General features: G+C 52.3%; 25 protein-coding genes and 2 tRNA genes. All 27 read right to left on the bottom strand.

Annotation, left to right across the window (positions count from 1 at the left end):
- Positions 1 to 35: 35 nt before the first annotated feature.
- The 27 genes from hpt to DI44_RS16735 all read right to left on the bottom strand — a co-directional run bounded on the left by hpt (position 36) and on the right by DI44_RS16735 (position 24,357).
- Complete coding sequence (hpt, locus tag DI44_RS16605; RefSeq protein WP_012820458.1) at positions 36 to 581, bottom strand: hypoxanthine phosphoribosyltransferase; 546 nt, start codon at positions 579 to 581, stop codon at positions 36 to 38.
- Between the two features lie 11 nt (positions 582 to 592).
- Entirely contained in the window at positions 593 to 1,987 is a 1,395-nt protein-coding gene (gene tilS / locus DI44_RS16610; RefSeq protein ID WP_015373708.1) for a tRNA lysidine(34) synthetase TilS, read from the bottom strand.
- A gap of 67 nt (positions 1,988 to 2,054) precedes the next feature.
- On the bottom strand, positions 2,055 to 3,029 hold the full coding sequence (locus tag DI44_RS16615) for a serine/threonine protein kinase (RefSeq protein WP_015373707.1): 975 nt from the start codon (positions 3,027 to 3,029) through the stop codon (positions 2,055 to 2,057).
- Positions 2,992 to 3,765 (bottom strand): VWA domain-containing protein, encoded by a 774-nt coding sequence (locus tag DI44_RS16620; RefSeq protein WP_255782100.1) that lies wholly within the window; start codon positions 3,763 to 3,765, stop codon positions 2,992 to 2,994. The genes DI44_RS16615 and DI44_RS16620 overlap by 38 nt, the downstream gene beginning before the upstream one ends.
- 32 nt (positions 3,766 to 3,797) lie before the next feature.
- A complete protein-coding gene (gene spoIIE, locus DI44_RS16625) occupies positions 3,798 to 6,278 on the bottom strand; it encodes a stage II sporulation protein E (protein WP_033024466.1) in 2,481 nt (826 codons plus the stop codon).
- Positions 6,279 to 6,475: 197 nt separating this feature from the next.
- Positions 6,476 to 6,547: transfer RNA gene (locus DI44_RS16630), tRNA-Glu, on the bottom strand.
- Positions 6,548 to 6,559: 12 nt separating this feature from the next.
- Positions 6,560 to 6,636: transfer RNA gene (locus DI44_RS16635), tRNA-Met, on the bottom strand.
- A 173-nt stretch (positions 6,637 to 6,809) separates the two neighbouring features.
- Complete coding sequence (locus tag DI44_RS16640) at positions 6,810 to 7,208, bottom strand: S1 domain-containing RNA-binding protein (RefSeq protein ID WP_011229571.1); 399 nt, start codon at positions 7,206 to 7,208, stop codon at positions 6,810 to 6,812.
- A 118-nt stretch (positions 7,209 to 7,326) separates the two neighbouring features.
- The gene (locus DI44_RS16645) at positions 7,327 to 7,698 is read right to left on the bottom strand and encodes a septum formation initiator family protein (protein WP_012820454.1); all 372 of its coding nucleotides are present in this window, start codon (positions 7,696 to 7,698) and stop codon (positions 7,327 to 7,329) included.
- A 16-nt stretch (positions 7,699 to 7,714) separates the two neighbouring features.
- Positions 7,715 to 8,347, bottom strand: coding sequence for a spore cortex biosynthesis protein YabQ (yabQ, locus tag DI44_RS16650; protein ID WP_012820453.1), 633 nt, complete (start codon positions 8,345 to 8,347; stop codon positions 7,715 to 7,717).
- The gene (gene yabP / locus DI44_RS16655; protein WP_012820452.1) at positions 8,344 to 8,649 is read right to left on the bottom strand and encodes a sporulation protein YabP; all 306 of its coding nucleotides are present in this window, start codon (positions 8,647 to 8,649) and stop codon (positions 8,344 to 8,346) included. The genes yabQ and yabP overlap by 4 nt, the downstream gene beginning before the upstream one ends.
- 122 nt (positions 8,650 to 8,771) lie before the next feature.
- A complete protein-coding gene (locus DI44_RS16660) occupies positions 8,772 to 9,053 on the bottom strand; it encodes an RNA-binding S4 domain-containing protein (RefSeq protein ID WP_012820451.1) in 282 nt (93 codons plus the stop codon).
- A 13-nt stretch (positions 9,054 to 9,066) separates the two neighbouring features.
- Positions 9,067 to 10,527: a nucleoside triphosphate pyrophosphohydrolase gene (gene mazG, locus DI44_RS16665; RefSeq protein ID WP_033024465.1), complete on the bottom strand. Its 1,461-nt coding sequence runs from the start codon at positions 10,525 to 10,527 to the stop codon at positions 9,067 to 9,069.
- A 6-nt stretch (positions 10,528 to 10,533) separates the two neighbouring features.
- Positions 10,534 to 12,084: an oligosaccharide flippase family protein gene (locus DI44_RS16670; RefSeq protein ID WP_014194578.1), complete on the bottom strand. Its 1,551-nt coding sequence runs from the start codon at positions 12,082 to 12,084 to the stop codon at positions 10,534 to 10,536.
- Positions 12,085 to 12,357: 273 nt separating this feature from the next.
- Positions 12,358 to 12,894, bottom strand: coding sequence for a stage V sporulation protein T (gene spoVT, locus DI44_RS16675; protein WP_011229564.1), 537 nt, complete (start codon positions 12,892 to 12,894; stop codon positions 12,358 to 12,360).
- 208 nt (positions 12,895 to 13,102) lie between these two features.
- Positions 13,103 to 16,636 (bottom strand): transcription-repair coupling factor, encoded by a 3,534-nt coding sequence (gene mfd, locus DI44_RS16680; protein ID WP_021322637.1) that lies wholly within the window; start codon positions 16,634 to 16,636, stop codon positions 13,103 to 13,105.
- Between the two features lie 89 nt (positions 16,637 to 16,725).
- The gene (locus DI44_RS16685) at positions 16,726 to 16,956 is read right to left on the bottom strand and encodes an anti-sigma-F factor Fin family protein (RefSeq protein ID WP_011229562.1); all 231 of its coding nucleotides are present in this window, start codon (positions 16,954 to 16,956) and stop codon (positions 16,726 to 16,728) included.
- A 111-nt stretch (positions 16,957 to 17,067) separates the two neighbouring features.
- Entirely contained in the window at positions 17,068 to 17,628 is a 561-nt protein-coding gene (pth, locus tag DI44_RS16690; protein ID WP_021322636.1) for an aminoacyl-tRNA hydrolase, read from the bottom strand.
- A gap of 60 nt (positions 17,629 to 17,688) precedes the next feature.
- Positions 17,689 to 18,321: a 50S ribosomal protein L25/general stress protein Ctc gene (locus DI44_RS16695; RefSeq protein ID WP_012820446.1), complete on the bottom strand. Its 633-nt coding sequence runs from the start codon at positions 18,319 to 18,321 to the stop codon at positions 17,689 to 17,691.
- A 77-nt stretch (positions 18,322 to 18,398) separates the two neighbouring features.
- Positions 18,399 to 19,346, bottom strand: coding sequence for a ribose-phosphate diphosphokinase (locus DI44_RS16700; protein ID WP_012820445.1), 948 nt, complete (start codon positions 19,344 to 19,346; stop codon positions 18,399 to 18,401).
- A 12-nt stretch (positions 19,347 to 19,358) separates the two neighbouring features.
- Positions 19,359 to 20,735, bottom strand: a complete 1,377-nt coding sequence (gene glmU / locus DI44_RS16705; RefSeq protein ID WP_023634490.1) for a bifunctional UDP-N-acetylglucosamine diphosphorylase/glucosamine-1-phosphate N-acetyltransferase GlmU — start codon at positions 20,733 to 20,735, stop codon at positions 19,359 to 19,361.
- 132 nt (positions 20,736 to 20,867) lie between these two features.
- A complete protein-coding gene (spoVG, locus tag DI44_RS16710; RefSeq protein ID WP_003247437.1) occupies positions 20,868 to 21,158 on the bottom strand; it encodes a septation regulator SpoVG in 291 nt (96 codons plus the stop codon).
- Positions 21,159 to 21,283: 125 nt separating this feature from the next.
- A complete protein-coding gene (locus DI44_RS16715) occupies positions 21,284 to 21,658 on the bottom strand; it encodes a RidA family protein (RefSeq protein ID WP_011229557.1) in 375 nt (124 codons plus the stop codon).
- A 42-nt stretch (positions 21,659 to 21,700) separates the two neighbouring features.
- A complete protein-coding gene (gene purR / locus DI44_RS16720) occupies positions 21,701 to 22,522 on the bottom strand; it encodes a pur operon repressor (protein ID WP_014194574.1) in 822 nt (273 codons plus the stop codon).
- Positions 22,523 to 22,577: 55 nt separating this feature from the next.
- Positions 22,578 to 23,450 (bottom strand): 4-(cytidine 5'-diphospho)-2-C-methyl-D-erythritol kinase, encoded by an 873-nt coding sequence (ispE, locus tag DI44_RS16725; protein ID WP_023634489.1) that lies wholly within the window; start codon positions 23,448 to 23,450, stop codon positions 22,578 to 22,580.
- Between the two features lie 219 nt (positions 23,451 to 23,669).
- Positions 23,670 to 23,849, bottom strand: a complete 180-nt coding sequence (locus DI44_RS16730) for a small, acid-soluble spore protein, alpha/beta type (RefSeq protein WP_013143961.1) — start codon at positions 23,847 to 23,849, stop codon at positions 23,670 to 23,672.
- Between the two features lie 250 nt (positions 23,850 to 24,099).
- Positions 24,100 to 24,357: a Veg family protein gene (locus tag DI44_RS16735; protein ID WP_011229553.1), complete on the bottom strand. Its 258-nt coding sequence runs from the start codon at positions 24,355 to 24,357 to the stop codon at positions 24,100 to 24,102.
- Positions 24,358 to 24,397: the final 40 nt, after the last annotated feature.

Here is a 24,397-nt window from a genome sequence, read left to right as displayed (position 1 = left end):
AATACAAACAATTCGGCCGTCGCCCAGCAACCGTTCTACTTTTGGTACACTTCCGGCTTTAAGACGCCGATAAACGGGAGGTTGCGGTATTTTTCCGCGTAATCGAGCCCATAGCCGACGACGAATTCATCGGGGACGGTAAATCCGGTGTAATCGGCTTGAATGTCCGCCTTCCGTCCAGACGGCTTGTCAAGAAGCGTGACGATTTTGATCGAATTCGCCTTCCGGTAGCGAAACAAGTCGACCAAATAGCTGAGCGTCAGCCCGCTGTCAATAATATCCTCAATGATCAAAATATCCCGTCCTTCGACGGATGTGTTCAAGTCTTTGACGATTTTCACTTCGCCGGATGAAACGGTCGCATTGCCATAGCTTGATACGTCCATAAAATCCATTTCTAAATATGTATCAATATGTTTGAGCAAGTCGGCCATAAACGGCATCGCCCCTTTGAGAACGCCGACAGCGAGCGGAAAACGGCCTTCATATTCTTTCGTTAACAAACCGCCGAGTTCTTTGACTTTTGCCTGAATTTCCTCTTCCGTGATCAACACTTTTTGAATATCGTCTTTCATCCCCATCTTTTTTCCTCCTAGCTGTTCATCGCCTGATATTGCAGCAAAATATAGCGAGCTTGCCCAAGGTTTTGCGCTTCGAAAGCCGATTTTTTCAAGCCAGGCACCCAAAGGATGCGACCGTCGGCATCTTCGACAATCGGCCAGCGATCCCTTTCCATCCGCGGAATTTTTGCTTCAATGAAAATTTCTTTCAATTTTTTTGTGCCTCCCGTCCCCTTGAGCACCATCCGGTCGCCGCGCCGACGCGTCCGCACGCGAAGCGGCAAGGAGACGGAAGCAGGATCCACGACGAACCAATCATTCCCGGCCTGCTTTCTTGGATAGTGTTCCCCAAATTCACTGATGATTGCATAGCCGTTTGGGAGGGGCAATAGCGCCGGAACCGGCAGTTCAAACCAATAGCCTTTCTCGCCGCTTTCTGCGTCAAACGTAAACAAACAGCGGTCGTACGAGCGAATCACTTTGAGCCCTTTTGGCAAATCGATCATTCCGGAAGGGCGGCCGCGCTCACAAAGCATCAGTATATGGCCGATATGTACGGAAGTCAATGTCGGCGGAACGCCGTCATAAAGACGGAGAAGCAACAGCTGCAGCACCCGGCGCTGCAGCGGTCGCGGCAGCGCCAAAAATGGTCCGATGGAAAGCGCCGCATCGCGATGTTGTTTTTCCATTACTTTATTCAGCGCGTCCGCGGCTAATTCCTCCAAAAATTGCTCATCTTCCGCCATCATTTCGCTGTATTGCTGAAACCGCTCGTGCAGGCGCGGATTTTCCTGCCGCAGCAACGGGACAATATGATGGCGGAACCGGTTGCGCGTATAATCGTCTTTTTCATTGCTCGGATCGCGGCGTGGAGACAGCTCCATCTGCCGGCAATACGCTTCAATCTCCGCCCGGCTGACAGCCAAAAACGGACGGATGAGATAGCCGCCGTGAAACGGCCGTTTGACGGGGATACCAGCGTATCCTTTGCTTGTGCTGCCGCGCACAAGCCGCATTAAAATCGTCTCGACTTGATCGTCGCCATGATGGCCTACGGCGACGTACCCCGCTTGATGCTTTTCCATTAGTTCGGCAAAAAAGCGGTAGCGGCAGATCCGCGCCGCCTCTTGGGCGCCGAGACCTGCGCTGCGCTGAAAGGCCGGGACGTCGATTTGCGCAGTCTCACATAAAATACGGCGCTCCACGCAAAAACGTTTCACAAACTCCATCTCTTCTTCTGACTCCCGCCCACGAAACATATGGTCAACATGGGCCGCTATGACCTGAAGCTTCCATTCGTCGCGCAGCGACAAAAAAACGTGCAGCAACGCAAGCGAATCCGGGCCTCCGGAGACGCCAACGATGACGGCCGCTCCTTCTGAAAGCAGTTGATGCCTGTGGATAAAGGCGCGCACTTTGTCGATCATCCGAGCCAACCTCTTTGCGTTTCGTTCAGCTTCATCGTAACACGTCCGCCCTGTTTTCTCAAAACAATTACATCGCCAGCTGCCAATATATATAAAAGGCATAGGCGCCCAGCAATGCGGCGGCGATGACCACCGTTTCGACAATCCCTCTCGCTTGGCGGCGCCGTTTCACCTGCCGCCCCGACCGACGGCTTGGCACTGCCTTTCTTTCGTTTTCCGCCGATGTATGGCGGGAAGAGGCGGCCAATAAGTCGCGACGCATATCGGCCGCCTTTCGATATCGGCCGTCAAGCGCCTTTTGCAGCACCTCCTTGTATCGGGTTAAAAAGCGGTCCGTTTCGATGATGGACAACAGCTGCGCCCGACCGTCACCCTTTTTCTCAATCGGCCCCGGGCAGCAAGAAGAAATCATCACCATCGCCGCCGCAAACAAGTCGTAAGATGGCTCCGCTTTGCGCGATCCAAGCCCCCAATAGCCGCGGTCATACAGCTCAGTAAACTCTTTTACCGCCCTTCCTTGCAGCGTCGTCCCGCCCACATCAAGCAACCGAACCGACGGCGGCGACCCGGTAACGATCAAATTATCCGGCTTTAAATCCCCAAATACCCATCCTTCTTGATGAAGCCGATCAAGCACCGACAACAGCTGCATCATGAGCACGGGCGCCCATTCTTTTCCACGGCGGCGGATGAAAGCAGCGAAATTCTCCCCTTCAATATACTCCATCACATAAAACGGGATCGTCTCCCGCGCAAACGGGCTTTGCCAGTCATCGGCTTCCAGCAAAGAAGGCCCGAGGGCGGCTCCCTGGACCTTAGCAAAACGGCGCAATATATTCATTTCCGATGCCAATGACGCATAGTCATCGCTCAACTTGACGGCGACGCGAGTCCGGCCGTTCTCCGCCAAATAGACGACGCCGTTCGCCCCGCTGCCAAGCCGCCGCAGCAGCCGGTAGGAACGGCCATGCCATTTCCCAGTGATGACCGTACCAGGCGGCAAATTACAAAGACGATTCTTCGATGTATGGCTCATCGCCATCGCCGATCCAGCTCCTTAACGACCGTTTACGCTCAAAATAGGCGATTGCCTCACGCAGCGCCGGTCCGGTCGGCGTCAGCCCGCCCGACGCCAATTTCGGAAAGATGGTGGACAACTCTTCAATCCTTGGCGTCCAGTCGATCATTTTTTCGGCGTGCGCCCGTTTTCCCGGGAAGATGAACACCGAAAAGCGGTTTTCGCCCATGCGCGCATTTAAGCTGAGCGATAAATCGATGAGCGCCTCTTTGACGGTCGGCAGTTTTGTTTTCATGCTCCCGCTCGTATCGATCAAAATGAGCACATCAAGGGCAACCGTTTCCCCGAGTTCATCGACGACTTCCATCACTTGGCCGCGCTTGTCCGGCGGCAAGTCCTCAAGCGAAACGTCAGAACCAAAGATTTGTTTCAACTCGCGATTGACGAGCCCTTGCAACGTCTGAGTCATCGCTTGGCGCGTCACCATTTGCACGGTTTGCGACAGCTGTTTCGCGTACACGACTTGGCTCATCCCGCCGCCAGCCGCGGCGATCGCTTCAATTTCCCGCCGTCCGTTTTCATCCATCGCACCTTGATCCAAGATGCCGATCACGTTCACCGTAATGCCTTGCTCACGGGCTAGCGCCGCCATGGCGGCTGGGTCCTCACCATGGTTGGAGCAGCCATCGGTAATGAGCAAAATTTGCCGCAACGTTCCCTTTCGCACGTTCGTTCCCCTCCTTGGCGAATGTATTACCATCATCGCCGCAGGGGAACGTTTTTATACGCTAGCTATTGCGCCTTTTTCATATACATGTATGCCGGAATCGTCGCCCATTTCGGCGTATTGTGCCGAACTTTGGCGACAACGACGGTCATATCGTCTTCAATCTCGCCGCCGCATTGGCGAATCACTTCTTCCATGATCAAATCGGCGACTTCCTGCGGGTCGTTCGTCTTTAATTCTTGAATTTTCCGCTTCATCCAAACATCATGGTTTTCGACGTTCATCGGCCCTTCAAACACACCATCGCTCATCATAATGAGCAAGTCGCCCGATTTCAGCTGCTCGGTGACAACGTCAAATTCCACTTCTTTAATGATGCCCATCGGCAAGTTGCTCGCTTCCACTTTCATCACCTTGTCACCGCGCTTAATAAAGCTTGGCGTCGATCCGATTTTCAAAAACTTCGTCGCCGCGTTTTGCAAGTCGATGATGGCCAAATCGAGCGTCGCATACATGTCTTCTGTCGTCCGCAATGCCAAAATCGAATTGATCGATTTGATGGCAATCGACTCGTCCATTCCCGTCTGCAAAATCTTTTGCAACAGGCGCAGCGTCTCGCGGCTTTCGTCATGCGCCCGCTCCCCATTGCCCATGCCATCGCTGATGGCAACGGCGTACTTGCCGGTAGCAAGTTCAATCGTTGCATAACTGTCGCCAGAAATGAACCCCCCTCCTTTGGCGGCAAACGCGATGCCCGTTTCGACGACGAACGCTTTCGTCGAGCCGAAGGCGACGCGGCAGTAGCCGTTCGGGTAGGCGGCGCACTCTTCGCGCTTGACGACGATCGTCTCTCCTAAAATATCTGACAGCATCGGCGCGATCAGTTTTTCGCACTCACCCCGCCCTTCGCAGTAAGGAATGCTCATTTCAATATCGATATTTCCTTTTTCCAAACTGTAAATGTCGACATGGCCCACTTCGATGCCAAACTCTTGCAGCGCATGGTAAATTTGTTCTTCCTGCAAATAATGGTTTTCCTGTTCTTTCTGCATTTCTTTGGCGAAATCGTCCATCACTTGCGAAACGCCCAACAGCTGTTCAGCGACAAGCTTCCGGCTTTCGTGGATTTGCCGTTTGAGCTTGCGGTTTGCTTGATAAGCAACCATCTCTTTTTCAATCGCGTCGACGACTTTGCCGGCCTTGACGCAATACCGCTCCCACTCGCGCAGCAACTGATGGTTTTGCGACAATGTTTTTTCGTCCGCCTCGCCCATCATTTGCTTCATGTACGCATAGGTTGTACGAAAGTTGTCCGCCCAGCATTGCGTCTTCTTAAAGCACGTTTGGCACGTTTTTTCCGTGATGTCGCTCAAAAAATAGTCGACTTCACGGTCGCTGTATTCATTGGCATCCGGAAGCGGTTCGGGCGAAAAGCTTTCCGCCAGCGCCTGAAAGACGTTGGAAAACTGCGAGACGCGTTGCACCGTCATATCGCGGATTTTCCGGACGTATTGTTGTTGCTCATTGATATATTCTGCCGTGCCGGGAATGTATTTGGCGATTTTCTCCGTCAGTGAACGGGATGTACCAAAAAACAGCATAATTGCGATGCCGGATTCAAGCAACGTCGGCACAAGCTCACTCTTCCCTTCGCCGTATAAACCAAGCAACAGCGTCGCGACGAGGAGGCCGAACGCCACCCCAAGTTTTTTCCCTTCCCTCAGCAACCCGCCAAGCAGCCCGGCGAAAGCAAGCAAACTCATTTCCGACAAGTTGCCGACATTTGCCAAGCTCAGTACAAGCCCGGTGACAACGCCGACGGTGGAGCCGGTCGCCGCCCCGGCGACAAACGCGAACAACAAAACGAGGTAGCGCGACATCACATGCTCAAGCGACAAACCGTACACAGCCCAACCGATCATCCCGGTCAACATCGAGGCGAGCAAAATGATCAACGAAATGATCTCTTCCGCTCGCAACGCATGTTTATGCTTCTGCACTGTCAACAACGGGATGCTTTGCATAAAAATCAAGGTCAATACAAGCGACAGCCCGGCTTCGACGACCGCCATGGCGGCGCCGTAGACCGATCGCTCTCCGAGCCAATAATAGGAGATCAGCCATTTGGCGGAAAGAGACAGCACAAACACAACAAATGGAACGATTTTCAGTGACTCACTGATCACCCTCCGCACCCATCCGTAAATAAAGAGAAAGCCAAAAATGGAAATGCCGACAAACAGCGCCACATCAAGCGACAGCGTCAAAGCACCGGCCAACAGCGAGATCAACGCAAAAGCGGCCTTGTCGCGGCGCAGCATATAGACCGAAACGAAAAATGGCAAAGCGAACGGGGTCAGCTTCGATAAAATCAACGCTCGTCCAAGCAAAAAGCCGACAAGAAGAAGCAAAAAGCCTTGATGGATGAACAGATGACCAAGGCGCAGCTTCACATGGCGCATCCAGCGCGACACCGTTGCTTGCGTGTCATGAATCGGCACTTCCGAAATGCTGCGGCGCACCGTCCCTCTTTCTACTCTTTCCATTCCCGATCCTCTCCTTTACCTTTCTATTACCCCCTATTATATCGCTTGAATTGTCAGAAATTTGTCAAAACCACAGAGAAAAATAAAAAATCGTTCGACGTTTTCCACGGCAAAACGCGGTCAACAGGCTTGTTCCGACAGAAAGAGACAAAAAAGAAAAACGAGCATGTCGCTTGATGGCGCATGCTCGTTTGCGATGACCCGTACGGGATTCGAACCCGTGTTACCGCCGTGAAAGGGCGGTGTCTTAACCACTTGACCAACGGGCCATGTTTGATTGTTGGTGGCGGTGGAGGGGATCGAACCCCCGACCTCACGGGTATGAACCGTACGCTCTAGCCAGCTGAGCTACACCGCCGCGTGACAACAGTTTATATCATAACGGAGGAGATGACGATTGTCAATACATATAGGCGGAAAATGCAGAGGGGAAATATATCCTCTTATTCCATACAGAAACAAAAAAGCATCCATAGCGACGGATGCTTGTTTCCTAATTTGTCATCCTTCAAACAATCTTTCAGCAGCAAGTTACCCTCGTCTCGCTCCACGACCTCCCCGCTTCGACTCCGTATGACGGCGCAACGATGCCAATCGGTCTTCACTCTCTTTTAAGAATCGGCTGATTTTTTGTTCTAAGCTGTCCGCCGCGGAGCGGTCGTTTGTCCGATGGCGCGGCCGCTGCGAAGAAGGCGTGTCTTTTGCTTTGCGAATGGACAGGCCAATTTTTCCATCTTGACCGACGTTGATGACTTTGACATACACCATATCGCCGACTTTCAGATGATCGTTGATGTCTTTGACATAGTTATCGGCTACCTCGCTAATGTGAACGAGTCCTGTGACCCCCTCCGGCAGCTCCACAAACGCCCCAAATTTCGTAATGCCCGTGACCTTGCCTTGTAACTTGCTGCCTACTTCAATCGACATAAAAAAAGTGCTCCTCCTTAAAACGCTTTAAAGATGGTGTTTTTTTTATTATAGCGAATGAAAAAAATGCGTGTCAATATGACGAATGCCCATAGAAAACGGGCATTCGCAGGCAAAATTATTTTTCCGGCAAGACGAAAATAATTTCTCCATCTTTCGATAAGTAATATTTTTTCCGCGCCAGCTCGGCGATATAGTCATCATCATGCAACTTTTTCATTTCCTCTTTCAGTTGCTTTTCCTTCCGTTTAAGCTCCGCAAGCTGCTCTTTCAGCTTTTGCTGTTCCGCCGTTTTTGCATCGATCGCCTTCGCTTGCGAGTGCAAGGTGTAGACAAGAGCGGAGGCGAACATCGCAAACAACAACGACCAGACAACCAAACGGACAGCGACAGCCCGCCGTCTTCTCGCCGCCTTCTGCTTTTTCTCCTCATGCTCAGCTATGTACGTCGACGACAGCTTCGTCACATTCGTTCTCCGGGGCACGTTCATCGCGTTTACACCTCTTTTACTCGCGCCATTTCGCAAACCACATGCTTATTTTCTCTTTTGTATTCTTGATTTGTCCAGCAAATCCTTTTAAACGTCGAAAAAATTTTTCCACCCCGGCTCGTCTTTGCGGCGGCACCCGCCGCCAAATCATGATGCCCGTCCAACGCAGCGGAGCAAGCAAAAGGCGGATCATCTTCCAAACAGCCAGCAGCACAAACCGAACGATCCACAACAAAAGCCGCCAAGCGAACAATAGAAGTGCCAGCGCCATTTGCCCAAGGAGGATGAGCGGGCGCATGACCATGAGGCGGAACAGCTGAACGAGCGTCTGTCCGAGTCTTACCGCAAGCCCAATGAACCACTCGAGCACCCGAACATAAAAGGAGCGGAGCAAGCTTTGATAAGCGGCATATCCGCATAAAAGCGCGAGAAACAAATAAAAGCGAAGCTCGCCTTCATTGACGAAAAGAAGCACATAAAACACGATGAGCGCCTGCACCGCCCAAAACAGCACGTCATTCACAAAGACGAGCCAGTGCGCCCGCTCATGCCGTTTCAACATCCGGCTGTACGTATCCCACGCCAGGCCAAGCCAGCCGCCCATGCCAATCATCGCCAGCATGGTGTACAGCTGTATGCTGACATTCATTTGAACAACTTGCTAAAGAATCCTTTAGCCTTCTCCTGATGGTCATCTAAATAAACGAGGTCGAAAATGCGCCCTTTAATCGAAACAACGCCTTTGTCGACATCTAAGTTTTTCATCTGCAAGTTTTGCCCGCGGATGGCCAAAAAGCCCATGACCGTCTCAAGCAAAAACTCCTCGTTGTCAAAGCTCTCGACTTGTTTCACCCCGGTGATGTCAAGAAGGCGCCGGCCGCGCATGATCACATCATGTTCCTGGACCGGACCTTTGTTCGTGCTTCCGCCAAATTCATCGTGTCGACTCATGTTCATCCCCCGCATTTCCATTTAGTATAGAAAGCCGGCAAGGCCAACCGCCTTTTCTCATCCGTTGTTTGTACCATATGTATGTCAGCGGGGGATGGTTTAGAACAAGCCTGTAGGACAAATTAGACGTCGTCTTGTTCCGGCGCCGGGGTGGTCCGTTCTTCGCGGATCAATTCGTACAGCCCGGTTGCCTCCTCTTTTTTCGTTGTTTCTTTTAGATCCGTCACTTTTACCGTTACCCGCTTTTGCCCAAATTGAATCGTCAATTCATCGCCGACTTTCACATCGGAGCTCGCTTTGGCGACATGGCCGTTGATCCACACTCTCCCTTGATCGGCGATTTCCTTCGCCAACGTGCGGCGTTTGATGAGGCGGGACACTTTTAAAAATTTATCAAGGCGCATTGCATGATCCCCCTTACCGTTCGTTTTCTTTGGCTTCTTCCCAAAAACGATCGAGTTCGGCAAGCGAAAACGAGGTGATCGACCGGCCGCTTTTTCGCACTTGTTCCTCGATATAAGCGAAACGGCGGGCAAATTTGTCGTTGGCCATTTGCAACGCTTCTTCCGGTTGAATCCCGTAATAACGGGCAAGGTTGATGAGCGCGAACAATAGATCGCCAAACTCGCCGACAAGCCGATCGCGACGGCCGCCGGACGTTTCGGCTCGAAACTCGGCCATTTCTTCTTCGACTTTTTGCCATATCGGCGCGGCATCATCCCAGTCAAACCCGACTTTCGCCGCTCGTTTCTGCAGCTCGTACGCCCGCATCGTCCCCGGCAGACTTTTCGGAATGTCGGCAAGAATCGATTCCGAAAGCCCGCCTCCTTTTTCTTTCTCCTTGATCTTCTCCCAGTTGGCAACGACTTGTTCGGCCGTCTCGGCCGTGACATCGCCAAACACATGCGGGTGGCGTCGGATCATTTTCGCCGTCAGCGTGCGGATGACGTCGTCGATCGAAAACAACCCTCGGTCGGCGCCGATTTGCGCATGGAGCATTACTTGCAGCAATACGTCGCCGAGCTCCTCGACCATATGATCATCGTCACCCTCGTCAATCGCCTCGAGCAGCTCATACGCCTCCTCAAGCAAATAGCGCTTCAGCGACGCATGCGTCTGCTTCCGATCCCATGAACAGCCGTTCGGCCCTCTCAGCGTGGCGATGACGCGGCGCAGCGTCTCAAACCGGTGGTAAAGCAACGGCTCGTCCTTCACCGGCGGCACGTAGACGCTTGTCAAGTTGTCAAGCCCCGTCTCGCGGTCCAACTCATAAAGCGGCACGCGCTTTACTTGCTCGTCCTTCGTGCCTGCCGCGGTGACAATGTAGATCGGGTAATCGTCGGGAAGCTGCTCCATCAAAGAAAGCTTCACGTTCGAGGCCACAAACGAATCGTACACTTGACAAAAAACAGCATGCAGTGAGGGCGACCATTCTTCTCCTCGAAAAGTCGTCGCATCAAGCAACTGAAACCCTTCAATTGGATCGATGCGCACCGCCGTAAACAGCGCATCCAAAAAGCTTTGACCACCTTCGATCACGATTCGGCAGACGCCGCGCCGCTCAGCTTCGAAAAGAAGCTGCACCGTCCGCTCGGCAACAAGCGGATGGCCGGGAACAGCGTAAAACACATCGCCGCGCTTCGCCTGTTCCGTCAATCGATCGACGATGTCAGCGTACACATCCGCAAACTGCTCGTGTTTTTCATACACTTCATCAAATGACGTAAACGCAATCCCTTCCTCCGTAAGCCATTTGACCACCGGGTGTTCTTTCGTCCGCAAAAAGAGCGGATGCGCCCGCTTTAGCTTTCGGTACACACCGATCGGCAGCTGTTTTACATCTCCGGCGCCGAGGCCGAACACATAAATCGTATTCATCGCCGATCACCTGCCTCCTAATCGTAGACGGAATTTATTAGCCAATGGGAAAGCTGCCAACTCCTGTTCAGAAAAAACATGTCCTTTCACAATACACGCAAGGTAAACGACAGCACCGATGGCAACGCCGCCAAGCGCCTCGGCAGCCGCCCATAGCCGCCCCTCGCTCGAGCTGTCCATCAGCCACCTATACCCATGCAAGACGACGGCCATCATAGCGGCCGCTTTCACGGTTGGGTACATGTATTTCCGGCCCGCCGTCCGATATTCACGCGGCAAAAAGGCGCATAAAAAGCCTGCCATGAGCGCATAAGCACCCGTCGTCGCCGCGGCGGCGCCAAGCGCTCCAAACCGCGGAGCAAGCCAATGCATAAGCGCGGCCTTCCCCGCCACTGCCAACGCCACGCCGGCAGCGGCCGTCCATTCCCTCCCCATTCCTTGCAATAATGCAGAGGCGGTCAACGCGATCGTAGTAAAAAAGACAGAGGAGGACAAGACGGCGAGAACCGACGAACCGTAGTCATTCTCGAACAACATCGCATTGATCGGTCGAATGAGGCAAATGAGCCCTAACGAAGCACCAAGCCCAATGACAACGGCAAGCCGGATGGACAGCGCTCCATAGGCGAAAACGGCACCTTGGCGGCGCGCTCCGGAAAGAAGTGGAACAAGCGCCAATGAAAACGACGTGCCGACGACCGTGCCGAGCTGAATGAGCGGCTGACCGCGGTCGTACACTCCTTTTAGCCGCTGCACCTCATCGAGCCTTGCCCCCGCTTCCTGTAGAAGCGGAACGAATAAAAATGAATCGACGAGTGGAATCAGCGTCAACGCCATATTCGTCAAGCAAATGACCGTCCCCGCCGTCAATAAACGCCGGCCCACCTGTCGATCCCAAGCTGGCGGCGTGCGGCCCGACGTTTTTAGCCGCCGACGCCGGGACAGGAAGAAAAGCAAAATGAAAAGCGCCGCCGCCATGCCTACTAGCGTCCCTGCGACCGCTGCCATGCCGCAAGCATAGACGTCGGCGCCGCGCTGCACCGCTCCATACGACAGCCCTAAAATCGCCGTCACCCGGACGAATTGCTCGCCAACTTGGGACGCCGCTGTCGGCGTCATATCATGCCGCCCTTGGAAATAGCCACGCAACAATGCGATGGGCGGAAACAGCAAAAACGAAAATGAAAGCAAGCGCACGAGCGGCGTAAGCCGTCCATCGCCCATCGCCGAGGCAATCACCCCCGCCCCTAGATACAGCGAAGCAAACAGGATGACGCCAAGGACGCTTAACACCAACAAGGCGACGCGCACACTAGCGGCAGCGCCCGCTTCATCCTGTCCCGCCAACCGCTCGGCGACAAGCTTCGAGACGGCAACCGGGTAGCCGGTCAGCGAGAGTGCGACGACGATGCCATAAATCGGGTACACTTGTTGGTAAATATAAAAACCAATGTCCCCGACCATATTTTGATACGGAACACGGTACAAAGCGCTTAATAGTTTCGCGGCCAAAGCGGCGGCCGTTAAGATCGCCGCCCCTTTCCATACGTTTCCCATCCAGTTTCTCCCCTCGCATAGACAACCCACTCAACCTAGACGCCGGAGGGCGATAGAAGCCGCCAAGCGCCATTATGGCTACGCTCGATATTATAGCGCAACTTCCGCCTGTTGGACAAAGGTGATGGTCAACTCGCACGGCTTCATGCGCTGTTCCGCAAGCCAAGCGGACGAAAAAGCAGGATGTGGAAGCGATTCCGGGATTCAAGGCATCTCGCCCCCATTTGCCGGGCGGAAAAAAAGGCAGCCTGTGAAGCTGCCTTGTTGTTTCGCCTATTGTTCCATTTGTCGAGCCAAAAAGCTGGCGGCTGTTTCTACTGCTTTATGCTCCACTTCACCAAGCGTTTTCTCGCGCGATAAAATGATGACTGCTCCGATCGGATCGCCGTTGGCGACAATCGGGCCGATCGTATACGACTTCAACGTTTCCGTCATCCCGTCAACGAGCTCGACTTCCCCTTCCTCCGTATGGAGGATGGAATTGCGGTCTTCCATGGCTTTTTCCACCAACGGGCTGACGCTTTTGTTCATATACTCTTTTTTCGAAACGCCGGCGACAGCGATGTATACATCGCGGTCGCAAATGAGCACAGGCTGGCCGAGGCTGTCAAACAGCGCTTCGGCGTACTCTTTGGCAAAGTCGCCTAATTCACTGATCGGCGAATATTTTTTCAAAATGACTTCTCCATCGCGGTCAACAAATATTTCGAGCGGATCTCCTTCGCGAATGCGCAACGTTCTGCGAATTTCCTTCGGAATGACAACTCTCCCTAAATCATCAATGCGACGAACAATACCGGTTGCTTTCATGCCTTGTATACCCTCACTTTCATCTAGGATTTGAAGGATACTCCGATGAACCCTTTCAATGGGGAATTCACCATTGTTGTCATTAGTATCCTTCACAATCCACGTTCTATACGTGATGAAAGTGATTTTGGCCATTTTAGATAAAATTGCCCATCCTTCATTATCGCCACATGCAGGAAACGATAAACATCATAAAACTTTTTCTTGATTATGCCGTCACCGACTTCTCATTTTCCACCCCAGACAGCCGCCGCAGCGTCTCCTCTAAAATCATCAGCCACTCGTGCGGCTTCATTTCCTTGATATAGAGCACAATTTTCAGCTTCGCTCCGTCCATGCCAAACCCGAATAAGCGGCCATGCCGGCGTCCGATGTCAGATAGACGCTGGATTTCCACCGTTTTCGATGCCTGTTCAGTAAACAAGATGTCAATTTGCTGCTTATGTTGCTTCATCGATTCGACGCCAAGCTGCTTGGCCAACACCTTCAACTCAGCAATTTGGAACAAATACGCAACTTCATCTGGATAATCGCCGAAGCGGTCGACCATTTCCTCACGCAGCGCCTCAACGTCTTCGAGCGTCTCCACTGCCTTAAATCGCTTGTACATCTCGATCTTTTGCAACTCGTCTGCAATGTATGTGCTCGGAATATAGGCGTCGACTTCGACATCGATGACGACATCCGGCCGCTCGTCTTCTCGCTTGATGCCGCGCCGTTTCTCGATCGCTTCTTTCAACATTTGCGAATACAAATCGAATCCGACCGAGTCGATAAAGCCGTGCTGTTCGGCGCCGAGAATGTTGCCCGCGCCGCGGATCGACAAATCGCGCATGGCAATTTTAAAACCAGAGCCGAGCTCGGTAAACTCTTTAATGGCTTGCAGCCGCTTTTCTGCCGCTTCATTGAGCACTTTATCTTTCCGATAGGTGAAATACGCATAAGCGACGCGGTTGGAGCGGCCGACGCGCCCGCGCAGCTGATACAGCTGCGACAATCCCATCCGGTCGGCGTCATAGACGATAAGCGTGTTGACATTCGGAATATCGATGCCCGTTTCAATGATCGTCGTCGTCACCAGCACATCGTATTGCCCTTCCAAAAACGCCAAAATCGTCGATTCGAGCTCCGTTTCCGACATGCGGCCATGCACGTAAGTGACGCGCGCTTCCGGGACAAGCTGTGCGATTTCTTCCGCTTTCAAGTCGATATCTTCAATATGGTTGTAAAGGAAAAACACCTGCCCGTCGCGGGCGAGCTCACGTTCAATCGCCTCTTTGACGAGTTCGGGCGTATATTCCATGACATACGTTTGCACCGGGAATCGGTTTTCAGGCGGCGTCTCGATGATCGACAAATCGCGCACGCCGATCATCGACATATGCAACGTACGCGGAATCGGCGTCGCCGTTAAGGTGAGCACGTCGATGTTCGCCTTCAGCTGCTTAATTTTTTCTTTATGCGCCACGCCAAACCGTTGCTCCTCGTCGATAATGAGCAAGCCTAAATCTTTAAACTTCACGTCTTTCGACAGCAGCCGATGCGTTCCAATGACCATATCGATCGTCCCATCTTTTAGCCCTTTGATGATCTCGGCTTGTTGCTTTTTCGTCCGGAAGCGGTTCAACAGTCCGACGTTGATTGGGAACCCTTGAAACCGTTCGCGCACCGTTTCGTAATGCTGTTGGGCCAAAATCGTGGTCGGCACAAGAAAGGCCACTTGTTTGCCGTCCATAATGGCTTTAAACGCCGCCCGCAACGCCACTTCCGTCTTCCCGTAGCCGACGTCGCCGCAAAGGAGGCGGTCCATCGGTTTGTCGCTCTCCATATCACGCTTAATTTCCTCAATCGACCGAAGCTGATCTTCCGTCTCTTGATACGGAAACGCCGCTTCAAATTCGCGCTGCATCTCGGTGTCCGGCGAAAACGCATATCCTTTGCTTGCCTCACGCTCGGCGTACAGCTTGATTAAATCTTCAGCAATATCCTGGACGGATGATTCCACTTTCTTTTTGACCTTTTTCCATTCCGAACCGCCTAGTTTGTAAATTTTTGGTTCTTTTCCTTCCGAGCCGACGTATTTTTGCACTTGATCCATTTGGTCGACCGGAACATACAGCGTATCGCCGCCTTGGTACTGGATATGAATATAGTCTTTATGCACCCCGTTGATTTCTAACGTCTCGATGCCTAAATATTTCCCGATGCCATGGTTGACATGGACGACGTAGTCGCCGACTTGCAATTCGGCGTAGCTTTTGATCCGCTCGGCGTTGGACAGCTTTTGCCGGCGCACCGGGCGTTTGACCCGTTTTTTGAACAACTCTTCTTCTGTGATGACGGCAATTTTTTGCAACGGCAATTCAAACCCGGTATTTAAATCTCCTTCAAGGAGCTGGCATTTGCCATGCAGCAAAGCCGCATCGCGCGCGAGCGGCAGCGCGTCAATCTCATAATCTTGAAGCAATGATTGTAGCTTTTTCACCCGCTCTGCATTCGGCGCCAAAAAGACGACCGCATAGTTTGCCTTTTTCCACCGCTCGACTTCGGATTGAAGAAGCGCCATTTGCCCATGGAAGTTTTGCATTTGTTTGCACGTAATATTGACGACGTTTTGTGGGTGGGCATACGGAACATGGCGCAAAAACAACGATAAGTATACCCGCTGGAATCGATGTTTTTGCAATAATTCAGAAAACGAATGCGAAAGCGGCACGCCATGAATCATTTTCCCACTGTCAAGCAAACTCGTATACCATTCCGCCTCTTCGCGGTCCAACCGTTCCGCCGCCTCTTGCAGCCGGCTCATTTCATCCATGAGCAGCACGCCGTCTTCTGGCAGGTAATCTAGCAAACTCGCAACCTTTTCATAAAAAAGGGACATATATTTATATTGTTGCTCGATTTCCTGCCCCTCGCGCAATTGCTCAAGCTCAGCGTGAATATGTTCATACATCCGCTGTTTGGCGGCCTCATCTTTCATCGTCTCCAAACTCGACGCAAGCCCCGCTTCAATCCGCTCGATTCCTCGGCGCCGCGTCTCACCATCGAGAATGATTTCATCGGCCGGCCCGATCATGATGCGCTCGATTTGCCCTTGCGAACGTTGGTCGTCAGGGGTGAACGTCCGAATCGATTCGATTTCCGTATCAAACAGCTCGATGCGGTACGGAAGCTCAGCGGTCAATGGATAAATGTCGATGATGCCGCCGCGGACGCTGAACTCTCCGGGGGCGGAAACGGTGCCGACCCGTTTGTACCCCATTTGCACAAACTTCTGTTTACAACGTTCTACATCGAACTCTTGTCCAACGGAGAAGGTGAACAAATACTGCTTCCAAAGCGACGGCGGCGGCAACAAACGCCGCAAGCCGGCGACCGGGCAGACGACGACTCCTTTTCCGCCTTGCGCCCAATGGTTCATAATCTCTAGGCGCTGTGCCTTCAGCTCCGGGCTGGCGACCGCCATCTCAGCGGCGATCACTTCGTTTACTGAATAAAGGAACACGTCTTCCGGCCCGAGCAACGAAACGAGATCGTCATACATTTTTTGCGCCTGAAACAAATTGTGAGAGACGACTAACAGCGGCCGGCCTGTCTCCTTGTAAAGCGTGGAAATAAAAACAGACCGGGCCGATCCGGACAGCCCGGCGACAAGCTGTTCCTTCAAACGGACATGGAGCCCCTCGATGATCGTACGGACATCTTGGTTTTCAGCTAAATAGCGATGCAACGAAAGCACCCCTATTCTCCCTCCTCTCAACGCCAGTTTCTTTCCGTTTCATTGGCCTGGCGCAAACACAAAAACGCTTTGGTCGCCCAAAGCCGCCCTTAATGGATGAATTTTTCGTATTGATGCCATTCTGGGTTTCGCGCCAGCGCCTCTTGACAGTCTTCGCAAATCGTTTTCACATGAATGTCACCGTTCGGTTCATACGAAATCATCTCGAGCCGTTCCTCTTCCGTTAAGTGGTGGAATCCCAGTTTCTCGCTGTATATCGGCATTTGCTCAATCGTTCCGACTTTTGCACCGCAATGGCGGCAATAGTAATGTAGCGCCATTCAAGCCAACCTCCTCACTGGGCACCGGGCTGTTCCGCCCACAAGGCAGGCGAAGCCGACGCTTCGGCCGCCTCCCGTACTCACATTGTGCACCAGTTCAGAGGAAAATATTCACTCGTTAAAATCATTCATCACTTGAATAAATGGCGCCTTCACCGCCTGTTCACACGCATCGGCAGCCCGCAGCACCGCTTTGTCCACCGCCGGTTTCTCCTCTTCCGTAAAGCGGCTGAGCACGTAATCCGCAACCGGTTGCCCGTTCGTTGGCCGACCGATGCCAATGCGAATGCGCTTAAACTGCTCGGTGCCAAGGTGGTGAATGAGCGATTTGACGCCATTATGGCCGCCGGAGCTTCCTTTCAGACGAAGGCGGATTTTTCCCGGCGGGAGATCGAGGTCATCGTAAATGACGATGACATCATCGATGGCAATGTCGTAGTAATCCATAAGTGGGCGAACACATTCCCCTGATAAATTCATATATGTCAACGGTTTGCATAATGCCACTTTTTCGCCAGAAACGGACGCCGTTCCGAACAAGCCGCGAAATTTAGCGGTTTTTAACGATACATTCCAGCGCTTCGCCAGTTCGTCGATGACGAAAAAGCCGACATTGTGCCTTGTTTGCTCATACTCCTTGCCCGGATTGCCGAGCCCGACAAACAGCTTCAATCCTCGCGCTCCTCTCTTTGCATGATACTACAAAAGACGTAACCGAAACGGTTACGTCTGTCACTCTTCTGGCGTCGTTTCTCTTCCTTCCGCAGCGTCAGGCTGCCCTGCCTCTTGCTGTTCGCCGCTATCGATTTCTTCCTCTTGTTGCGGCGGCAAGATCGTGGCGATCACTTCGGAAGGTTCATGATTGATTTCAAATTTGCCGTCCGTTTGCACGTCGCCAACGGTGACGGTATCACCGACTTGCAGTCCGGAAATGTCCACTTCGATCACTGGAGGAATGTTCGCCGGCAGGACGCGGATGGACAGCTCATGCAAGTTTTGCTGCAACACGCCGCCATCCTTCACGCCAGGCGCCTCGCCTACTAAGCGAACTTCAACGTCAATATCAACTTCTGTCGATAGATCAACCGCTTGAAAATCGGCGTGAAGCAACTCGCCACGCAACGGATCGCGCTGCATCTCGCGCAGCAACACCGAGTAGTCCTCGCCGCCGACTTTCAGCGTCAGCAAGCTTGTGCGTCCGCCTTCACGAAGCACTTTTTCCAGTTCAGCGGCGCTGACGAAAATCATTTTGTTTTCGACTTTTTTGCCGTACAAAATCGCTGGAATGCCGCCTTGCGAACGAATACGCCGCAATGTCGAACGTTTTTTGTCTGTGCGTTCTTTCGCTTCCAACACAATCGCCATGTTTCTTCACCTTCCTGAATTAGAATCTATTGACTACTTTATCCTAAAACAAGAAGGGCTAAACATGTTTTCTTGCGTTAGTCGAACAGGACGCTGACAGACTTCATTTCATACACGCGCGTAATCGCTTCAGCAATAAGCGGAGCCACCGACAGCTCTACAATTTTATCAATTTTTTTCTCTTCTGGCAAGGCAATTGAATTGGTGACGACCAGTTCCTTAATTTTGGAACTTTGAATGCGCTCGATCGCTGGACCAGACAGCACCGGATGGGTGCAGCACGCGTACACTTCCTTCGCTCCGCTTTCCGCTAGAGCGTTGGCCGCGAGTGTAATCGTGCCGGCCGTATCGATAATGTCATCAATCAAAATGGCCGTTTTCCCCGCCACTTGCCCGACAATGTTCATCACTTCCGCCACGTTCGGCTTCGGCCGGCGCTTATCGATAATGGCAATCGGCGCTTTCAAGCGGTCGGCGAGCTTGCGCGCCCTTGTGACACCCCCATGGTCCGGAGAGACGACGACAATATCTTCCAATTGTTTGCTTTTGAAATAATCCGCCAAAATGGGCACACCCATCAAATGATCGATTGGAATATCGAAAAATCCTTGAATTTGGGGGGCATGCAAATCAAGCGTGATGACGCGCGACGCTCCGGCCGTCTCGAGCAAGTTGGCGACCAGCTTCGCTGTAATCGGTTCGCGCGAACGCGCTTTCCGGTCTTGACGGGCATAGCCGTAATACGGCATCACGATATTGATCGTGCGGGCCGAGGCGCGCTTTAACGCGTCGATCATGATAAGCAACTCCATCAAATGCTCATTGACCGGCACGCTCGTCGATTGAATGACGAACACATCGTCGCCGCGGATGCTTTCTTCAATGTTGATTTGAATTTCCCCGTCGCTGAAACGGGAAACGGAACATTTGCCGAGCTCGATTCCCATGACTTCTGCAATTTCCTTCGCCAACTTCATGTTCGAGTTCAGAGCGAACAATTTTAATTGATGCTGACAGTCAGACATGATAGACCTCCGCTAAGATTTTTTCTTGCCTGGCAGGCGATCGACATAATTTTCTTTATTGACTTGCCGGGCGCGGGCAATGGCGAGCGCGCGACCGGGGACGTCATTCGTGATCGTCGATCCGGCGGCGACGTAAGCGCCTTGTCCTACCGTAACCGGTGCAATCAAATTGACATTGCAACCGATAAACGCCCCATTTTCGATTTTGGTCATATGCTTATTCACGCCGTCGTAGTTGACCGTAATCGACCCGCAGCCAAGATTGACATCGGCGCCGACTTCAGCATCGCCGATATAACTCAAATGCGGCGCCTTGCTTCCTTTGCCGAACGTCGATTTTTTCACCTCGACGAAATTGCCGATCCGCACCTCATCGTCGATTTTTGACAGCGGTCGAATATGGGCGAACGGGCCGATCGTCACATCCGAACCAATCTCGCTGTCATGGGCGACCGAATGGCGAATCGATGTGCGATGGCCGATATAGCAATTTTTAATTTCCGAATTTGGTCCAATGACGCAGTCTTCACCGATCACCGTCTCGCCTTCAATCACCGTGCCGGGGTAAATGACCGTGTCGCGTCCGATCATCGCCTCGGCGGAAATATAAGTGGAAGCCGGATCGATGATCGTGACCCCGTTTTTCATATGCTGACGGCAAATTCGAGCACGCATGATCCGCTCCGCTTCGGCGAGGGCGATGCGGTCGTTTACGCCGATCGTTTCCTCAAACGACGGCGCCTGATAGGCGGATACAACGCCGCCGTCGGCTTTGATAATTTCAATCACATCCGTTAAATAATATTCACCTTGAGCGTTGTGGTTGGTCACTTTTGTAAGCGCTTGAAACAATGTCTGGTTGTCAAAGCAATAGATTCCCGTGTTAATCTCGCGAATGTTCCGCTCTTGCTCGCTCGCATCCTTATGTTCGACAATTTTCTCGACATGGCCAGCCTGGTTGCGGACAATGCGGCCATATCCGGACGGATCATCAGCGATGGCCGTCAATACGGTCGCCTTCGCCTTGGCGGCCATATGATGCTCGACGAGCGTCTCCATCGTCTCAGCGGTGATGAGCGGCGTATCCCCACAGACGACAATCGTCACTCCTTCAAGGCCGCGCAAATGCGGAGCCGCCTGCATTACTGCATGCGCCGTCCCGAGTTGCTCCTCCTGCAGGGCATATTCACACTGAGAGCCGAGCTGTTCTTTCACTTGTTCCGCCCCAAATCCCACTACCGCAATCGTTTTTTCCACCCCAAGCTTCGACACTTGGTCGATGACGTGCTGAACCATTGGCTTGCCGCAAACGGGATGAAGCACTTTATACCACTTTGATTTCATCCTCGTCCCTTGTCCGGCCGCCAAAATGACCGCATATCGCTTCATGTGAAAGGCCTCCAATTACCCTTTTATCCATAATTGAATATATATGAATCAGTGGCACTTTTCAAGGAAACAATGCGGTTGCCAAAAAAATAGAGAGCTTGGTGAATTTCACCTAAGCTCCCTTTCATATGTTTACGAAGCGCCAGCTTCTTCAAGTTCTTCTTCCAACTTCCCGAGGCGGTGATATTCAGCGAGGATCGCCTCCTGGATTTTCCCGCGCGTGGCGGAATTGATCGGATGAGCGATATCACGGAACTCCCCATCTGGTGTGCGCTTGCTCGGCATCGCGACGAACAGCCCATTGTTTCCGTCGATGACGCGGATGTCATGGACGACGAACTCGTTGTCCAACGTAATGGAGGCGATCGCTTTCATCCGTCCTTCGGTATTGACGCGGCGTAATCTTACGTCTGTCACTTCCATTTTGCTCACCACCTTTTCCCCTATATGAGACTCGATGTAATTAATTCCACGTGCTCGAGTCATTTCCTTCTTTTTTCGAAAAATTTTTTATAAATTTTTATGTAGGGAAAAAGTGGGGCTAATCATTACGGAACGAGGGCAACGACTTCAATTTCGACAAGGACATCTTTCGGCAGCCGGGCTACTTCCACGCACGAGCGCGCCGGCTTATGGTTCGGGAAGTATTGGCTGTACACTTCATTCATGGCCGCGAAATCATCCATATTTTTCAGAAATACGGTCGTTTTCACCACCGTATCGAGCGAAGCGCCGGCCGCTTCCAATACGGCCTTCAAGTTTTGGAACACTTGATGCGTCTGCGCTTGAATGTCGCCTTTCACCAATTCCCCTTCTGGAGTGAGCGGGATTTGCCCCGAGCTGTAAAACATGTTGTTGACGATGATCCCTTGCGAATATGGGCCGATCGCTTGCGGCGCCTTCGTTGTCTCTACCTTTCTCATGAGCCAGTCTCCTTTCTTGATTTTTATGTCAAGCAGCGAGTGCTATAAAAACGCTTTGTAATTGCCTTCTTTGACAGCGATCCGCTTTTCTTTTACGTCGACCTCGGACAGTTTGACGAGTGAAATGTATTCGTCGACCAACCGTTCTTTCGCCTCCTCCGACTCGACGAGCACGCCAATGCCGGAGACATTGCCGTTAAACTCCTGCAGCAAACTGATCATGCCGTTGATTGTACCCCCCGCCTTCATAAAATCGTCGACGATGAGCACATTGGCTCCTTCCGCTAAGCTGCGCTTCGATAGGACCATCGTTTGGATGCGTTTGGACGAGCCGGATACGTAATTGATGCTCACCATCGGTCCTTCTGTCACTTTATTGTCATGGCGGACGATGACAACGGGCACATACAAAAAGTTGGCGATGGCATACGCGAACGGAATCCCATTGGTGGCGATCGTCATGACGACATCCACCGGACGGTCGGCAAACATCGACGCATAAAGGCGGCCGATTTTGTTCATAATACGGGGATCGCCAAGAATGTCGGTCATATACAAATATCCGCCGGGAAGAAGCCGATCCGGACGCGACAGTTGTTCACACAAATACGCAACCACTTCTTCCGCTTCCTCAGCAGCCATTTTTGGAATGTATTGCACGCCACCGGCAGCGCCGGGCAGCGTCCGAACGGTTCCGATTCCTTGCTGCTCGAACGTCTGCTTAATGATGGCCAAATCTTCGCTGATCGACGATTTGGCCGATTCGTACCGCTCGGCAAAAAATGTAAGCGGAATGAGCTGATGTGGCCGTTCAAGAAGATAATGCGTCATATCAACTAAACGGCCGCTTCGCCTTAGCTTCATAGCCGACCTCCTGAAACCGAATATTATAAATATATTTTAACAAAAATGTACGTGTTTAATCAAGAGAATGTCGTTCTCCTAACATTCTCACCGCAAACACTTGGTCACAAAAGCCGCGCAACCCATTGTATACCCGCTGCATTCTCGAATCGTGCTCGATCAGTCCAAACACGGTCGGCCCGCTGCCGCTCATCAGCACCGCATCAGCGCCAAACCGCTTCATTTGTTCTTTAATATGCGCGACTTCCGGATATTTTTTCAACGTCACTTCCTCAAGAACATTGCCGACCAACCGGCAGATCGCCGCATAATCTTGCCGCTCGATCGCTCTCACCATCGCATCGACGTCTGGATGGCTGACACGCTCAAGTTCCAAGTTTCGGTACACTTCCGCCGTCGATACACCGATCGGGGGCTTGGCCAGCACAACCCAGCACGGCGGCGGTGAAGGGATCGGAGTGATGATTTCCCCGCGCCCCGTCGCCAAGGCGGTTCCGCCGTAGACGCAAAAAGCGACATCTGATCCGATTTTCGCCCCGAGCTCTGCCAGTTCATCCATCGTTAATCCAAGTTGCCAAAGCTTGTTCAACCCACGCAGCGTCGCCGCCGCATCGCTGCTTCCTCCCGCCAATCCGGCGGCCACCGGAATATGCTTCGTAATCGAAATGGCCACCCCTTGGCGGATCGAAAACGTCTCTTTAAGAAGCTTAGCCGCCTGATACGCCAAGTTGCGGCAATCATCCGGCACAAAGCGGTTTTGCGAAACGATGCGGATCGCATCTTCCTCCGGCAACGCGACAAGCTCAATGCGATCGGCCAAATCGATCGTCGTCATCACCATTTTCACTTCATGGTAACCATCCGGGCGCTTATAAAGAACGTCGAGTGACAAATTGATTTTCGCCGGCGCTTTTATCGACAACCTCACTCATCCTCACCTGCTTCCACGCGCAATCATGAATAAGCGGATCGGCATCCATCGGCTGCTTTCCGTCTCCGCCGTCTTTGCCCCGTCTCATCCGCCTTTCTTTCGTCAACCCATTTTATCATATTACCATGTTCTGGCGACGACGCCAAACAATATATGTATGCAAAAAAGGGCGCCCCGTTCGGGACACCCTCGCCGCAACACGCCCCGCTGCCGGCGCTATTCCGTTGTTCCGGCCAGCTGCCGCTCCGCCCGTTCAATCGCCAATCTGACCATGTTTCCTGCGTCTTTCGCGCGGATGGCGCCCCACCCCTCACGTTGCACGACATCGTAAAAGCCCAACTCTTTCGCCAGCTCTTCTTTCAAGCGTTGCGACATAATCCCGCGGCGTCGACCCAATGTCAGCAACCCCTTTCCATGTTCATTGGCGCTATGGCATGAAACGTTTGGCAACCCGCCGGCGCATCAACAAGCCGGCTTTGCATTTGGCCGGGCAAAAGGCGGCTGCGGCAGTTTTAGTATGAAATAAAGAGGGCGGTTTTATCATAGTTCCGAAAGAAAACTCCCGCTTCAAACAAAACGAAGTGGGAGTAGTTCACGTCACCTATTTATGACAAAACAAAAAACAAAAAGCAGCAAACAAATCTGTCTACTGCCCCCCTGCTTGCTCATCATCCCAAAACGTCAACTTTACCGTCTCTGTCAATACGTCGGCGTAGCTGAACGATACGCGTTCAAACGAATTCTCTTTTTGATCCAGCTCAATGACAAATACGGATGGATATGTTTCCGCCAAAATACCACAACGCTCAATCATTTTTCTGCGTCCGCCGTTGGCCCGCAGCGTCAACCGTTTCCCGATATTGGAATCCAGCGTTTTTTTAATATCGGATAAAGTCTTTGGCATTCATCATCCACCTCACTATTTGTAATTATAACAAAGATGA

It is taken from the genome of Geobacillus sp. CAMR5420 (assembly GCF_000691465.1).
Lineage (GTDB): Bacteria > Bacillota > Bacilli > Bacillales > Anoxybacillaceae > Geobacillus > Geobacillus thermoleovorans.
This window is presented reverse-complemented; position numbering and strand designations above follow the sequence as displayed.